Annotated in this window: 9 protein-coding genes; 1 reads left to right on the plus strand and 8 read right to left on the minus strand. The window is 38.7% G+C overall.

The annotated features are described in order from the left end of the window. Positions 1–5 precede the first annotated feature (5 nt). Positions 6–3,173 (minus strand): SusC/RagA family TonB-linked outer membrane protein, encoded by a 3,168-nt coding sequence (locus tag A9P82_RS04345; RefSeq protein WP_082915225.1) that lies wholly within the window; start codon positions 3,171–3,173, stop codon positions 6–8. A gap of 392 nt (positions 3,174–3,565) precedes the next feature. Here A9P82_RS04345 and A9P82_RS04350 point away from each other — a divergent pair, with 392 nt between their 5' ends. After that, the gene (locus A9P82_RS04350; RefSeq protein WP_066204522.1) at positions 3,566–7,507 is read left to right on the plus strand and encodes a hybrid sensor histidine kinase/response regulator transcription factor; all 3,942 of its coding nucleotides are present in this window, start codon (positions 3,566–3,568) and stop codon (positions 7,505–7,507) included. A gap of 352 nt (positions 7,508–7,859) precedes the next feature. On the opposite strand, the gene A9P82_RS04355 is transcribed toward A9P82_RS04350, so the two are convergent. The 7 genes from A9P82_RS04355 to A9P82_RS04380 all read right to left on the minus strand — a co-directional run bounded on the left by A9P82_RS04355 (position 7,860) and on the right by A9P82_RS04380 (position 15,748). After that, positions 7,860–8,342 carry a GNAT family N-acetyltransferase gene (locus tag A9P82_RS04355; protein ID WP_066204524.1) on the minus strand — a complete coding sequence of 161 codons (483 nt, stop codon included), beginning with the start codon at positions 8,340–8,342 and terminating at the stop codon, positions 7,860–7,862. Positions 8,343–8,379: 37 nt separating this feature from the next. Further along, positions 8,380–8,976 (minus strand): c-type cytochrome, encoded by a 597-nt coding sequence (locus A9P82_RS04360; protein ID WP_066204527.1) that lies wholly within the window; start codon positions 8,974–8,976, stop codon positions 8,380–8,382. 7 nt (positions 8,977–8,983) lie between these two features. Further along, positions 8,984–9,619: an SCO family protein gene (locus A9P82_RS04365; protein ID WP_066209589.1), complete on the minus strand. Its 636-nt coding sequence runs from the start codon at positions 9,617–9,619 to the stop codon at positions 8,984–8,986. A 166-nt stretch (positions 9,620–9,785) separates the two neighbouring features. Then, positions 9,786–11,486: a cbb3-type cytochrome c oxidase subunit I gene (locus A9P82_RS04370; protein ID WP_066204531.1), complete on the minus strand. Its 1,701-nt coding sequence runs from the start codon at positions 11,484–11,486 to the stop codon at positions 9,786–9,788. 280 nt (positions 11,487–11,766) lie between these two features. Further along, positions 11,767–12,210: a cytochrome c oxidase subunit II gene (locus tag A9P82_RS04375; protein ID WP_066204532.1), complete on the minus strand. Its 444-nt coding sequence runs from the start codon at positions 12,208–12,210 to the stop codon at positions 11,767–11,769. 10 nt (positions 12,211–12,220) lie between these two features. Continuing rightward, positions 12,221–12,355: a hypothetical protein gene (locus tag A9P82_RS15760; RefSeq protein ID WP_255364048.1), complete on the minus strand. Its 135-nt coding sequence runs from the start codon at positions 12,353–12,355 to the stop codon at positions 12,221–12,223. A gap of 156 nt (positions 12,356–12,511) precedes the next feature. Continuing rightward, the gene (locus A9P82_RS04380; RefSeq protein ID WP_066204535.1) at positions 12,512–15,748 is read right to left on the minus strand and encodes a valine--tRNA ligase; all 3,237 of its coding nucleotides are present in this window, start codon (positions 15,746–15,748) and stop codon (positions 12,512–12,514) included. Positions 15,749–15,796 lie beyond the last annotated feature (48 nt).

Below are 15,796 nucleotides of genomic sequence, written 5' to 3' on the forward strand. Positions count from 1 at the left end.
TATGTTTAAAATGTCGTACTTAAACCAAACACAATTGTTCGGGCATTAGGATAAGCGGAATAATCAAAACCCGGAGTTAATGCCGAATTATGTGTGGAAACTTCCGGGTCTTCGCCGGGATATTTGGTTATGGTAAAAAGATTTTGGGCAGAAACATATATCTTCAATTGTTTCAAATGCAGATGCTTTAAAACAGCTTTGGAAAATGAATAACCCAATGACACTGTTTTCACTCTTAAAAAAGAACCGTCTTTAATTACATTAGATGTATAATATCCAACTCTGGTTCCGCCCGCCCTTGCATAAACATTGCTTGGATTGGTTGGCGACCACCTGTTTTCATACACAGCGTATTGATTGGTGTATGGATTGTTGCTTCCGCCTGCAAATACAAGGTCATTAGCATCCAATATATCGTTGCCGACCGACCATTGCAGGAATACTCCTAAATTAAACCCTGCATACGTAAAATTGTTGCCGAAGCCTCCTACATACTTTGGAAGACCGTTTCCGATAATAGTCTGGTCATAAGCATTTACAACGCCATCGCCATTAATGTCTTTTATTTTTTCGTCGCCGGGTTTAATATTCGCTCTTGCATTGCCATTGGTTGGAATATCGGGTTTGAGTGCATAGGCGCCATTAGGCAATTTATTAAAATCGGAATATTGATAGATGCCATCGAATATATATCCGTACATCTGGCCAATCGGCTGTCCTACTACGGATATGTACGGTGCACTGTTGTTATAATTGGTATTCCAACCGATAGTCGTAGTCATATATTTCTGACCATTCGCTAATGCCAATACTTTGTTCCGGTTAAAGCTGATATTGAAATTGGATGTCCATGAAAATTTCTTCGTTTGTATATTAACCGTATTCAGCGTAAACTCTTCGCCGGAGTTTTGCATCTTTCCTATATTTTCAAAAGCGTTTGATACGCCTGTCGTATAAGGAAGGCTTGCATTCAGCAAAAGATTATCTATGATTTTTTTGTAGTAATCAAATGTCAGTGATATTCTTTGATTTAAAAATCCTATGTCGTAACCAATATCTGTCTGATAAGTAGTTTCCCATTTCAAAGCGCTGTTGCCCAATGCGCTAATGATTGCACCGTTTGAAGGAGTGCCGTTGTTGTAAGAATAACCATTAGCAACAGGAAAAGTAATTTGCGATAAATAAGCGAAATCGCTTACGTTACTATTTCCTGTTTCGCCCCAACTTAGCCTTAGTTTTGCATCGGACAAAAATTTAATCCGCTTCATAAAATTTTCATTAATCATTCGCCATGCAAGAGCGACCGAAGGGAAATTGCCCCATTTTTGACCCGGTGCAAATCTGGATACCCCATCTCTTCTATAAGAAGCAGTAAGCAAATAGGTCGAATTATAATCATAATTGACCCGCGCGAGATAGGAAACCAATGCCCATCTTGAGGAAGTAGAAGTCGCAATTACATTACCGGCAGGTCCATTTGCCAAGGCATCCAAACCTTGTGCAAGAATATCGGCGTTTGGTATTTGTGTAGCAGAAAAACCATGGTTACCTGTTTTGGTAGATTGATTGGTAAAGCCGGCCAAAACATTCAGATGATGCTTCCGGTTAAACGTTTTATTATAAGTAAGCGTATTTTCATTCAATAAACTGGTGTATGAACGATAATAAATAGAACCGTTCGGACCGGAATTGCTATACAAACCTCCGCGACTTGTATTTGCATTATATAACGCATCTACTTCAACAAGCGTGTGAGTGTATCCGCCTGTTACTCTCAGCTTTAGTGCAGGAATAAATGAATACTCGGCATAGGCATTAGCTGTAATAGCGGTATTTTTAGTTAAGTTCAGACTATTTTCTAAATCTATTAGTGGATTGGTAATATAGTCGCTGTAAACATTTCCAAATTGCAAACTCGGGTCGTTTGCCTGGGACAAAAGGTCAATACCCGGACCGGCAATGGGTCTGTAACCCCACACGCCATACAAAACATTGGAAGTATATGAATTGGCTCCGGGGGCAGATAGTGGTGCTCCGTGTGCTTCGCTATAAGCATAGTTTGTGTTGATGCCTACTTTAAGATTTTTACCTACGTTTTGGTCAAGGGTAAAACGGCTTTGATAACGCTTAAACCCTGAATTGATAACCACACCGTTTTGATTCAGCGCATTAGCAGATAGTGAATATTTAGTTCCACCCGAGCCGCCTCGCAGTGTAAGATTATGATTTTGATACAAAGCATTTCTGAATACCAGTTTCTGAAAGTTCAGGCTTGGGCTGTTCTTATATGAATCCAACGTTTTTCCATCTGTAAAATAAGTTTCAGCAACATTCACAGAATCTAATTCGGATGCCATTTTAAGATAATTGTATGCATCCATTACAGGTATTTCCTTAGGATTTTCCTGCATGCCTACGTAGCCGTCATAAGTAATCTCAGGTGCGCCTGTTTTGCCACGCTTGGTTGTAATAATGATTACGCCTGCAGATGCCCTTGAGCCATATAAGGCAGAAGCAGAAGCATCTTTTAATACATTAATGGATTCAATATCATCTGGATTGATAGAATTTAAGTTTCCGTCGGCAAGCGGAAATCCATCCACAACAATGAGTGGCGAAGTAGAATTCGTGATGGACGATACACCACGAATCACAATATTAGCATTGGAACCCGGTTGTCCGTCGCTATTTGATACCTGAACACCGGCCAAACGCCCGGCAAGCCCTTGATCAAATGAAGTTACGGGCGCCTGATGAAAATCATTCATGTCCACACTCCCAACTGCTCCCGTCAGGTCTTTCTTTTTTACTGTTCCATAACCGACCACCATCACATCATTAAGATTTCCGGATATTGACTTAAGAACAACGTTATATGTTTGAGTTCCGGCTTTTACCGTAATGTCTTTTTCTTCATAACCGACAATAGAAAAATGAAGTGTTCCGGCTGAAGGAGCATTTGGAATGGAAAATTTTCCCAAGGCATCTGACAAAGTCCACAACTTGGTGCCTTTAATTAAGATAGTTACCCCTTGTAATACCTTTCCTGTTTCGTCCGTTACTTTTCCGGAAACAGGTCTTGTTTGTGCAGATAATATTCCAGGAAATACGAGGAAGAATATTATACTCCAAAGACAACAGCTAATTTTTAGTGAGTTCTGATTTCTGTTCATAATAATCAATAAAGTGGTTTAACAAGCAAGACGATAGGTAGTCGCCTCTATTTACAATTCAAATTTGCAGACTTCCCATACAGAAGCAGGAGAATTTCTTAAAAATTATGGAAGAAAATCTTAAACATTTACTAATCGACTAATTATTAGCCAATTGTATTAACTATCTTTAAGCGGTTCTGCCTTTGCTGAAACTAAATTTTGGAATATTTTTATAAAATTTTAAAAATATTGATAGCTTTATTTCAACAGAAACTATTACTCTAAATATTATCAAACAGAAAATTAAACATATACTTGTTGGTTGGCACATCCTGCTATGTAGTATATTTTGTGCTTTTACTACACAAGCACAAATAGTCAATTTTACATCCCTGACCACAGAAAACGGGTTGTCTCATAATGCTGTATTATCCATTGCTCAGGATAAAAAAGGATTTATTTGGTTGGGAACGGGCTACGGATTGAACAGATTTGACGGACAACATTTTAAACAATATGTCTACGATGCAAAAGATACATTCGGACTTAGCAATAATTATATAATCGCTTTGCTGTGCGACACAAAAGGTCGTTTATGGATTGGCAATTCTGTTGGCTTAGAATTATACAATGAACAGAAAGACAATTTTGTACGAATTCCAATTCCTGCATTGCCAAAACATCCGCAATCAACTATTGTTTCGACTTTGTATGAAGATAAAAGCGGCAATTTGTGGATTGGCACATTCGACGGATTGTTTCAAATCAATAAAAACAATCCCGACAAATGTGTCGCATTTCCTTATACAAACCAACTCGCAGGAACAAATATCCGCACCATTATTCAGGACGAAGATGCAAACATTTGGATTGGCACAACCACCGGTTTGACGAAAATTTCTTTTACCGATAAAGGAATGAACTTTAAAACATTCCGCCACGAAAAAGATGCAGCTTCTTCCCTGCCGGGAAATTTTATCAATTCTCTTGCTGAAGACCATGCAGGAAATATTTGGATTGGCACGCAGGACAACGGCGTTTGTATGTATCAATCGGAAAACGATACATTTCAGCCGTTACAAGGAATTGCACAAAATGAACACATCAGGAAAATATTTATCGAAAACAACGGCGACCTTTGGATTGGCACGCAAGACGGATTGTTGAATTATGTGCAGGAAAATAAAAAAGTAACCAGATACACGCACAACATTCTTGCTCAAAATACGTTAAGCCAAAATTCCATATACAGCATTTTTTCCGACAACAACGGTTCACTGTGGATAGGAACTTATTTTGGCGGCGTAAACATCATCAACAATTACAACACGCCGTTTTTTGATTTTACTGCTTATTTTCACACATCCGGCGACTTGTTCAACGATGTGGTAAGCGGAATGACGGAAGACCGAAACCAAAACCTTTGGATAGGAACTGAGGGCGGCGGTTTGCACAAAGTAAACCTGCAAACGGGAAAGTCAGAAACCTTTACCAATCAGCGTTCCAATGCAGGTTCGCTCGGAAGCAACAATATTAAAACCGTTTATTGCGACAACGACGGCAATATATGGATAGGCACGCACGGCGGCGGCTTAAACTTATACAAACCCGAAGAAAACAGTTTTGAACATTTTCTTTTCAACCCGAATGATGCAGCGTCTTCCTTTATGGAAATTGCATCTGTGCTTGACGACGGAAAGCAACATTTATGGGTGGGCACACATTCGGGGCTTTACATATTTGACAGAACAAATAAACAATTGTCCCCTTCCAATTATTATATTGATACAGCGTTAAGGCACACCTACATTCGCACACTTTCCAAAGATTCTTATGGCAATATATGGATAGGAACTGCTTACGGCACATATCTTCATTACGGCGGCTCTCATAAATATACCAAAATCACAAGTTACGCAGCTAACAGTATTGCAGAAGCCGGCGATGGAAATATATGGCTTGCACTGAACAATTTCGGTTTGGGTATGTACAGTTATAAAACAGGGTTGTTTCAATCTGTTGCTGCGCTGAATAATTTTGGCGGAAGAAATATTATCGGCATACTTCCCGATGATAAAAACAATTCTCTTTGGCTGAGTACCGACAGAGGAATTATTGAATACAACTTAACCAACCACTCTCAAAGAATATTTACAAAGAAAGACGGATTGATTAATGAGAATTTTAACTACAACTCCTTTGTACGTTCTAACAATAATGAAATGCTCTTCGGCGGAATACGCGGTATCACTGTATTTCAGCCCGATAAAATAGAAATCAACAAAACCGTTTCTCCCATTGTTTTTACAGAATTCAAATTGCTCGACAGCATTATCAATGTTGGAAATAACAAAGACGATATTCTGCAAAACAATATTCTGAATACGCAAACGCTTCATCTGAACCACGACCAAAACGTTTTTACCATAAGCTATGCGCTGCTCAATTTTATTCGACCGGGCAAAAATCATTATGCTTATAAATTGGACGGCTTTAATCAAAACTGGATACAAACCAGCGCAACATCTGCAACGTTCACCAACGTTCCGCCGGGCAAATATACCTTTGAAGTAAAAGGCGCAAACAATGACGGCATTTGGGGAAAACCTATTCTGCTTACAATTGATATTGCATCGCCGTTTTGGCGCACATGGTGGGCGTATCTTGTTTATCTTCTTGTATTATCGGCAGTCGGATTTATGATTATCCGTTATTTCTTCCTTCGAGAAATATTGAAAAAAGAAGAAACGCTGCATCAAAACAAGCTCAATTTCTTTACCAATATTTCGCATGAGATAAGAACGCATCTTACTTTGATTATTACGCCGCTTGAGCAGGTTATAGTCAGAAACAATCTTGATAAACAGGATGCCCAGCAAATTGAAAAAGTAAAAAAGAATTCATCCCGGCTGCTTACGCTCGTCAATGAATTAATGGACTTTCGAAAAGTAGAATCCGGCAGCATTAATCTTTACGTAACTCAATATAATATCGTTGAATTGTTGGAAGATATCGTTGCATCTTTTGAAGAAACGGCGCAGGAACGAATGATATCTATGCAGATTGTGTATAACAATCCCGACATTCCCTTGTACTTCGATAAAAACCAGATAACCAAAGTCTTTGTCAATCTTATCAGCAATGCGTTTAAATACACGCAATCGGGCGGCAGAATATGTATTAATATTGAAGAAGATGCGAAAGAAGTTACAATACAGGTATGCGACAATGGAATGGGTATTAAAGAAGAATTTATCGAAAAGATTTTCAATAATTTTTATCAGGTTGCAGATATGGAAATGCAAAATACCGGTTACGGTGTCGGGCTTGCCATGTGTAAAAGTATTATAGAACTGCATAAAGGCGAAATCCATGTTCAAAGTATCCCGGCTTCCAAAGATGCTGCAGGAGAAACTCGTTTTCATATAAGTTTGCAAAAAGGGCTAAATCATCTTTCAGAACTGCCATATATTATTATTAAGAATGAAAAAAATCTTACCTCTTCTGCTATTGTTGCCACAAATGAAAAGAAGATATCAACGCCATTGTCCGGTAAGCAATCTGCCTTGCAATTGCCTTGTGTATTAATCATAGAAGATAATGACGAATTGAGAGAACTATTAAAAGAAACTTTCGCGGGAACATACCGTTTGCTGGAAGCCAGCAATGGCGAAGACGGTGTTGATATAGCCATGAGAGAAATTCCGGATATCGTGATAAGCGACGTAATGATGCCGAAAATGGATGGTTTCAGCGTATGTACTACCTTAAAAGAAGATGAAAAAACAAGCCATATTCCCATTATATTATTAACGGCAAAGAATACGCAAACAGACCACATTAACGGACTTGAAAACGGTGCAGATATTTATCTTACCAAACCTTTCAGTACACAGGTATTGTTGTTGAGCGTAAAGAATATATTGTCTTCCCGCGAGCGGATGCGCCGCGTGATTTATGAAAAAATCACATCTCCCGAAGTTGCCGTTGCAAAAGAAAATTCCATTCCCGAATTAGGACAGGTGGACGAAGAATTCTTAGCAGAATTAATTACAATTGTGAACGATAACATGAATAAAGACGGCTTTGGTGTAGGGGTGCTTTCGAGAAAAGCGGGCATGAGTCCGCCGATTTTATATAAAAAATTATTTGCAGTTACAGGCTTAACAGTAAACGATTTTATAAAGTCGCAAAAAATGAAAAAATCTGCGCAGCTTCTGCTCGAAACGCGATACGGAATATTGGAAATAGCAGACACCGTAGGTTATAAAGATGCCAAATATTTCAGCAACGAATTTAAAAAGTACTTTGGTATATCTCCGAAAGGATATCGGGAAAAATATCACGTGTAAATCTTTGGATGATACCCAAAGAGAAAAAACATCCCCAAACGGAAGTATAAAATTTCTTCGGTTTCATTTCGGAAGTCAAATAATAAAACATGAGCTGCTATATAGCAATTCCGGTTTTAGAGCCTTTTACAGTATCGTCATAATTCCCGGATATACATATCTTTATTTGGAACTTACAGCACAATTATACTAATAATTTTAGCACACAAAACCAGTTTACTTAGTTATAAAGTTTAAGCAATTGAAAAAGAATTGTTTGATTTAATTCCGGAATACAAAACCAATATCATCTACATCTTTGTAATGTCTTATAAAATAAACGATGTAATACATTATGTCATCAAATAATAAATTACAATATCTTTTCCATTACATAATCATTCATAAAATAATCGTTACCAATCGGAATATCAACTTCTTCGACGATGTTGAATCCCGATTTTTCGTAAAAACTTTTTGCCTTGTTGCAACGATTTACATTCAACTGAAGTATTGAGGAACCGTTCGTTTCAGCTTGTATGATTGCTGTGTTGATTAATAATTTTCCGTAACCTTTACCTTGTTGATTTGGCAATAAATAAATTTTGTGCAGTTTAGTTTTGGTGTCTGAAATTTTTTCTACATCAATAAAACCAATAGTTTCAACACCTTCTTTCAAAAGAAAAAATTGATGTCCGTTGTTCATTTGCTCTTCCAAAGATTTTTCGGAGTAAATTAATTTAAGCATATAATGTATTTGTGCTTCTAATAAAATTTTTCCGTAAGTAGGGAACCATGTCTCGTGCGCAATCGCACGAATTACAGGAATATCGGTAGTTGTAGCTCGTATGACCATAATTGATTTTGTGCATCAAAAATAATACACAAGGTTATTATACACTGTCGTCTTCCCTATCTTTTTCTTTCACATCTTCCATTTTCACACGCACTACAAGCGCAACTACGAGAAAAATCACAGCAACGGCAATTGTCATCCAAGCCGTATAATCCGTGAGTTCCAGCGGCATATGATTGCCGGGAATATCAAGGAAAATTACACGATGTAAAAAGCCGCCATCCGAATTTGGATAAGGCACTTTATCCAAATTCAGATTGGTATTTGCCGCGTTCTTCGCAACGTTTTCACTTTCTTGTTTGATGTAAGCAATAACATTTTTAATATCATTATCGCTCAAATCGGGATGGTCGGGCATTACGGTTTTATTAAACTCGCTGAATAAATTTACTGCCGCCGTATCACCGGATTTAATGACCGTTTGCGACGAATGAACGAACTTTATAATCCATTCTTCGGAGCGAATATTTTCCACGTCTCTCAAATCGGGACCTACAACCTGCTTACCTATTCCATGACAAGCAGTGCATCTTGTAGTAAAAATAGCCTTGCCCGCATCGGCAGAAACCTGCGCCGATAGAGTATTTCTCCAAAAAAGTAGGAATGATATTGCAATCAGTAATCGAACTTTCATAAAATGTTTATTGTAATGTTTTAATATCTGCAATTAGTTTTTTCACGTCCAAATCACTTGTACCATCATAATATCCGCGGATGTGATTGTCTTTATCTACCAATACCAAATGGTCGCTGTGAATAAAATCTCCTTCGCCGCCATCGCCATCTGTTGCAACAACGGACAATCCTTTGCGCGCGAATTGATACAAGTCTTTTTTCGTACCTGTTGCCAATTGCCATTGCGCCGCATTAATACCGTAGCGTTGCGCATACCATTTCAATCTTGTCGGCAAATCATGTTCAGGGTCAACCGTAAAAGAGACAATGCGCACATCATTATCGCTTGCAAATGCCGCTTGTACTTTTGTTAAATTATGCATCATTTGCGGACAAATAGACGGACAGCTCGTGAAGAAATAATTTGCGACCCAAACTTTATTTTTTATAAATGACTGATTTACGACCGTACTATCTTGGTTTGTAAATTCAAAATCGGGAACAGTAAAATAAGGTTTCGATTTCTCTATCGCATATTTTTCGCCGTAATAAGGAAGCCCCGAAACTGAATGCTGATACCAGTTAACCGCGCCAAAAATCATTAACGGCGCTACAATAACGACTGTAAAAAACAGCAATGATATTTGTTTCTTATTCTTCATTTTTGATAATATTTTACTTATTGAATATCCAAGTTGAATTAAAATACACCAGCTGTCATTCCGAACTTGTTTGGCTTCGCCGATTTTCAATCCCGCATCTCAAAAAACATTTACCAAGAGATTTCCGCCTGCGCAGGAATGACGAATAAGCGCATTCATTATTCATTTATCTCGTCCCTTGCTCTACATTCGTAGAATCCTGAATTATCATCGGGCTTTCCACATCATACTTCGCTTTTACGGAAGAGCTGTATTTGAAAACGCTCGTCAGCGCAGGAATGTATGCGAACAAAATCAGTACAAACATGATGACTAACCAAGGTTTCATATTCATAAATATCGGCACCGGTTTTTCTTCATGTAAATCCTCTGCAACAGGCAATTCAAGCGATTGCTCGCGTACGGGCTTGCCAAACACTGTTCCGAAAAATGAAATGAAATACAATACTGCGGCAACAGTCATTATAATGCCGCCGACCAATGTAGATGTTGTTGTAGGAACCCAATGTTGATTAAACAACGGACTACTTGGGTTTGTATAACTCATACCTAAATTTGTTCTTCTCGGTTCGCCCATCAGTCCGCCAGCCATTAATCCGTGTGAGAAAAAAACCAGCCCAATCATCCAGATATAAGGAACAACTGTTGCAAAAGATTTGAACCTGATGTTTTTACCCGAAAGTTTTGCATACAAATACAAGCTCATGCCGATAATTGATAAGAACACAGGTCCGGCAACAGTCATGTGAAAATGTCCCGGCACCCAGGCGGTGTTGTGAATAACAGCGTTGAGCGAATAGGAAGCATTCACAATTCCAGATAATCCGCCGAAGATGAACAAGATTAACCCGCAAATCAAATAACCGAATAAAAAGTTTTTACTTTTGAAATACGGCAAATGCAGCATCCAGCCGAGCCATCCTTTTGAGCCGCGTTTTCGCCCGGCATATTCCAGCGATGCCGCAATGTTGAATGCTGTCATAAAACTTGGAATAGCGACGCCATAAGTAAGAATTGACATAAAAAATTTTGTTCCGGGTGTAAATACCGGTTCGCTGAACTGATGGTGCACACCAACAGGAACGGACAAGATTAAGAACAGCAGAAATGCCAGTCTGCCTGCATTTGAAGAGAATAGTTTGCCGCCTGCAACTTTTGGCAAAATGGTGTAATACATAACATAAGCCGGCAGCAACCAAAAGTAAACCAACGCATGACCAAACATCCAGAACAACATTCTTGTTAATGGAACATTGATGCTACTAACCCATCCCGCAGACCATGGCGTGAGTAAAATAATGGTCGAATACGCTGCCGGCAGTGTGCATACCACCCACACAGTAAAATTGACAATGGTTCCCAAAATGGCTAAAGGCATCTTTTTATCCGGGTTTTCTTTTCTCCATTGAAACCATATTTTCAGCCAGCCGAAAAATGCGACCCAACTCCCGACAATAAGAACGGCGGTCCCCACATAAAAAACAGGCGAATCTTTTAACGGTGCGTAAAATGTATAGAGCGCTTGCGCCTTGCCTGTAAGCATGGCATATGCATCCATTAAAGTGCCGACAACCATTAGCCATAATGAGATGATATATGAAAGTTTTGGCGGTTCTTTCTTCAGATAATACGTCATGGTTGCATGACCAAATGCTACTGCAAAAAACGTGGTTAATACAATCGCATTGATAACGCCGTGCAACGTTAATCCCTGATAATAGTTCAAGCCTAAAGCACTCGATTGATGAATAACGCCGGCACGATAAATTACCTGCATCAATCCATGATAAATACCGATAATGAGCAACGTAAGCGGCAGTATAAATTCGGTAAGAATTACTCGTTTAAGTGATTTGCTTATTTTCATTTTGTAATTAAATTTCTTGTTACGTTATTGTATAAATCTTCCGAAATGCAGTTATAACAGGCATTTCAGAAAATATCGAATATGTTTACATATCATTCCGTCCTGAAATATGTTCAGGATTGTTTAGGAATCTTATGCTTGAATTTTATAAGATGCAGAATTGAAAATCGGCGAAGCCAAACGAGTTCAGCATGACGGCAAACGTCTTCCTCTTTTTCAATCATCTTCATTTTTGAAAACCACTAATTATTAATTACCAATTTTTAATTATTAATTACACTTACTCATCTTTGACCACAAATTTTCCCAACATATTCTGATGTCCTGCACCACAATATTCGTGACACACAATGTTGTAAACGCCGGCTTCCGTAAACTTGATGGTTGCAGTGTTTACACCGCCCGGAACAGCCATGAGATTAACGGCTTTCCTGTCAATATTAAATCCGTGCACAACGTCTTTTGATGTGAGATAAACATCCACTGTACTGCCTGTCGGTATATCGATTTCGTCCGGTGCGAAAGCCCACATTTGTGCGACTACATATAATTCGTAAGTAGAATCATCAATCTTTTTTAATTGAGGATGTTCAAATGTTTTGCTGAACGGAACACAACTCGGCACATCTATCTTTCGGCTGAAAGCATTATATAGCAGGGAAAACAGAAAGATTATCATGATGCAGCCGGTTGCCAGCATTACTCGTATTTCGTACTTGTTCATAACGTTTATTTTAATGTCTTTGAACCTGAATGTTGTAAACAGAAAACCAAATCAGCATACATAACACAAGCAGCAATATGAAAAAAACAATTGCGCCTGTTGGCTTGAAATCTTTATCATTAAACGGGACGGGCGTCTTGCTCATAAAACAATGTTTTTATTTTCACGACAAAGTTATGTGCACGCAATCGCGCCAAATGTGATAAACATCACAGAAAAAGATGATAGAAATCAGTTTGACGAAAATAAAAAAGCGCAGGCTGTGAAACCTGCGCTGCATAAGGATTATAGAAAAATCAATTTACAAGCTCGCCAAACTTTCTTCAATGGTTTTAATTCTCGCTTCGGCGTCGGATTGTTTCTTTCTTTCGATGGCAACAACTTCGGGTTTTGCGTTTTGGACAAAGCGTTCATTGCTCAATTTGTTTTGAACGGATTGCAGGAATTTCTGCTGGTATTCCAAGTCTTTCAGTAAATCATTTTTCAAAGCATCTTTGTCAATTTCCTGATTGAGCTGAACAAAGAATTTATCTTTTTCCAAAGTAATCACTACATTGTTATCAATGGAAACATCCGTAAAATCAATGGTTTCAGCATTTATTTGCTTTTGCAAAATGGAAAGGATATTTGTATAAGAATTTTTGTTTTCCGTCTGAATTTTCAATTCAATTGTTTCTTTCGGCTTTACATTATTCTTGTTGCGCACATCGCGGATGGAAGAAATAATCGTTTTTAACAATTCGCCTTGTTGCAAAATATTTTTATCCGTTTCGCCAATCTCAGCAAATTGTTTCACACACAAATCTTCTTTTTGCTCTTTTAATAAATGATACATTTCTTCCGTGATAAAAGGCATATACGGATGTAACAGTTGCAATAATTCTTCAAAGAAATAAACGGTTTTATTGTAAGTTTCCGTATCAATATTTTCGCCGAAGTTCGGTTTAATCCATTCGAGATACCAGGAACAGAAATCATCCCAAATTAAAGAATAAATTGTTTTCAAACCCTCACTCAGCCTGAATTGTGTATGCAGTTGTGCAACTTCGTTTTTCACTTCGTTCAAGCGATTTTCAAACCAATCAATGGCAAAACCCGCAACCTGCAACCCTGAACTTGCAACCTGTTTTTCTTCCCACATCTTTACCAGCTTCAGTGCATTCCAGATTTTATTATTGAAATTCCTGCCTTGTTCCAAAGACGCTTCATCGAACAGTAAATCGTTACCTGCCGGAGAAGAAATCATAATGCCGAAACGAACGGCATCCGCGCCATACGTGTCAATCAGGTTGAGCAAATCCGGCGAATTGCCCAATGATTTAGACATCTTTCTCCCTTGCTTGTCGCGCACCATTCCCGTGAAATATACATCGCTGAAAGGAATCGTTTTTTCGTATTCCAAACCAGCCATTACCATGCGCGCCACCCAAAAGAAAATAATGTCTTGTCCGGTAATAAGCACGGAAGTCGGATAATAATATTTCAGTTCTTCATTGCCCGGACTGGAAATTCCATTGAACACTTCCATAGGCCACAGCCATGAAGAAAACCATGTGTCGAGAACGTCGTTATCACGAGTAAGTTGTGAGTCGTGAGCCGTGAGTTTACGGGCTTCTTCTTCTGTTTCTGCAACGTAACATTTTCCCTCTTCATCGTACCAGGCAGGAATTTGTTGTCCCCACCAAAGCTGCCGCGAAATGCACCAGTCTTTTACATTTTCCAGCCAATGTTTATACGTAGCCAGGAATTTATCGCCGGGATGAATTTTTATTTCTCCGCTCAAAACCGCATCCAGCGCAGGTTTGGCGAGTTCCTGCATTTTCAGAAACCATTGTGTGGAAATGCGCGGCTCCACCACAGCGCCCGAACGTTGCGAATAACCAAGACGGGTCGGATATTCTTCTTCTTTGATTAAAAGATTTTTTTGCGCCAGTTCTTCTACTACTTTTTTGCGTGCAACAAAACGGTCAATGCCAACATAAATTTGCGCAGCTTCGCTCAACGTTCCGTCGGCATTTAAAGTGTCGATGACTTCGAGGTTATGTTTCAATCCGATATTATAGTCGTTAATGTCGTGCGCAGGCGTTACTTTCAGTACGCCTGTACCGAAACTCATATCAATATAATCGTCTTCAATAATCGGAATTTCGCGATTAACTAAAGGCACAATTACTTTTTTTCCTTTGAGATGAATATAACGTTCGTCATTCGGATTTACACATAAAGCCACATCGCCCATAATGGTTTCGGGACGTGAAGTTGCAACGGTTAAATAACCGGTTGTACCGGAAATATTTCCTAATATGCTAAAATCAATAATTTTTGGTATATTTGCAATAACAGGAGTCGTTTCGGACGTGTGAGAGAAGGATTCCGATTCATCGGAAGGCATAGCTCGCCTGTTTTTAAGGGAAGATTCTAAACCGGTCTTCCCTTTCATTTTGCGCATTGTTTGCAGCATCAGTTCCTTTCTACCCGTTCTTATTTCCTCTAAATAAATAATAGTACCGTCATCAAATTTTTTAGTGTAAGTAATGGTTTCTTTTTGCTGCTTGTCGAGTCCTGAAGCAATTATTTCATCAGGTTGATTAAGCACATCAACTATTAATTCAAAATCTTGTTCGGTAATTGCAATTTGTCCGCGACTATCCTCAATATTTGAATTGCTGTGATTATTTAAAACGTGGTTAATTCCACTCCTGTCAATCGTGTGCTTATATTCGGTTGTAATTTCTTCGCCTGTTAAAACAGTAAGAAATGCAGCTCCTTCTTCCGTAACATTTCCGATAACTGTTTTTTCAATCGTATTCGATTTATCGTTTTTGATTTTTTCGAGTAAGTTATGAATAACACTCTTTGCTCTTGCAAGCAATTCTTTTGTGCTGAGATAAACGGCAACCGGTTCTTGTACAGAATTGTCATCAACAATTTTATATTTTACATAATACAACTTGCCCTGAATGTCTTTATATTCTACTTCTTCATCGCTTAAAGCCGTTTGTGCTGCAGGGTCCCAATGAATCATACGCGCACCGCGATACAGTAACCCTTTGTTATACAAATCCACAAACACTTTGATAACCGCATTGTAATAATGGTCGTCCATCGTGAAGGTAACTCTGTTCCAATCAACGCTGCAACCAAGCCTTTCGATTTGGTTATAAATAATGCCGCCGTATTTTTCTTTCCACTCAAAGGCGTATTTCAGAAATTCTTCGCGCGTCAAAGTATTTTTATCGATGCCTTTTTCTTTCAGCATTTGTACCACTTTTGCTTCGGTGGCGATGGAAGCGTGGTCGCTGCCGGGAACCCAGCAAGCGTTGTAGCCGCTCATACGTGCACGGCGAACCAAAATATCCTGAACCGTTTCGTTTAATGTATGTCCCATGTGCAGTACGCCCGTAACATTCGGCGGCGGAATCACTACCGTGAATGCCTTGCGGTTATCGGGTTTACTGTTAAAATATTTTTTGTCTTTCCAAATTGCAGTCCACTTTTGCTCTGCTTCCGAAGGGATAAAATTTTTGCTCAATTCCATGCTGCAAAGATAATATTTGAATAGTGAATTTAGATTTGTGATTTATGT

The organism is Arachidicoccus sp. BS20 (assembly GCF_001659705.1).
Classification (GTDB): Bacteria; Bacteroidota; Bacteroidia; order Chitinophagales; family Chitinophagaceae; genus Arachidicoccus.

Bases quoted from the DNA above. Each gene is read 5' to 3' on its own strand.
- A9P82_RS04375 (WP_066204532.1), bottom strand. From the start codon at position 12,210: ATGAACAAGTACGAAATACGAGTAATGCTGGCAACCGGCTGCATCATG.
- A9P82_RS04365 (WP_066209589.1), bottom strand. From the start codon at position 9,619: ATGAAGAATAAGAAACAAATATCATTGCTGTTTTTTACAGTCGTTATT.
- A9P82_RS04355 (WP_066204524.1), bottom strand. From the start codon at position 8,342: ATGGTCATACGAGCTACAACTACCGATATTCCTGTAATTCGTGCGATT.
- A9P82_RS04345 (WP_082915225.1), bottom strand. From the start codon at position 3,173: ATGAACAGAAATCAGAACTCACTAAAAATTAGCTGTTGTCTTTGGAGT.
- A9P82_RS04360 (WP_066204527.1), bottom strand. From the start codon at position 8,976: ATGAAAGTTCGATTACTGATTGCAATATCATTCCTACTTTTTTGGAGA.
- A9P82_RS04380 (WP_066204535.1), bottom strand. From the start codon at position 15,748: ATGGAATTGAGCAAAAATTTTATCCCTTCGGAAGCAGAGCAAAAGTGG.
- A9P82_RS04370 (WP_066204531.1), bottom strand. From the start codon at position 11,486: ATGAAAATAAGCAAATCACTTAAACGAGTAATTCTTACCGAATTTATA.
- A9P82_RS15760 (WP_255364048.1), bottom strand. From the start codon at position 12,355: ATGAGCAAGACGCCCGTCCCGTTTAATGATAAAGATTTCAAGCCAACA.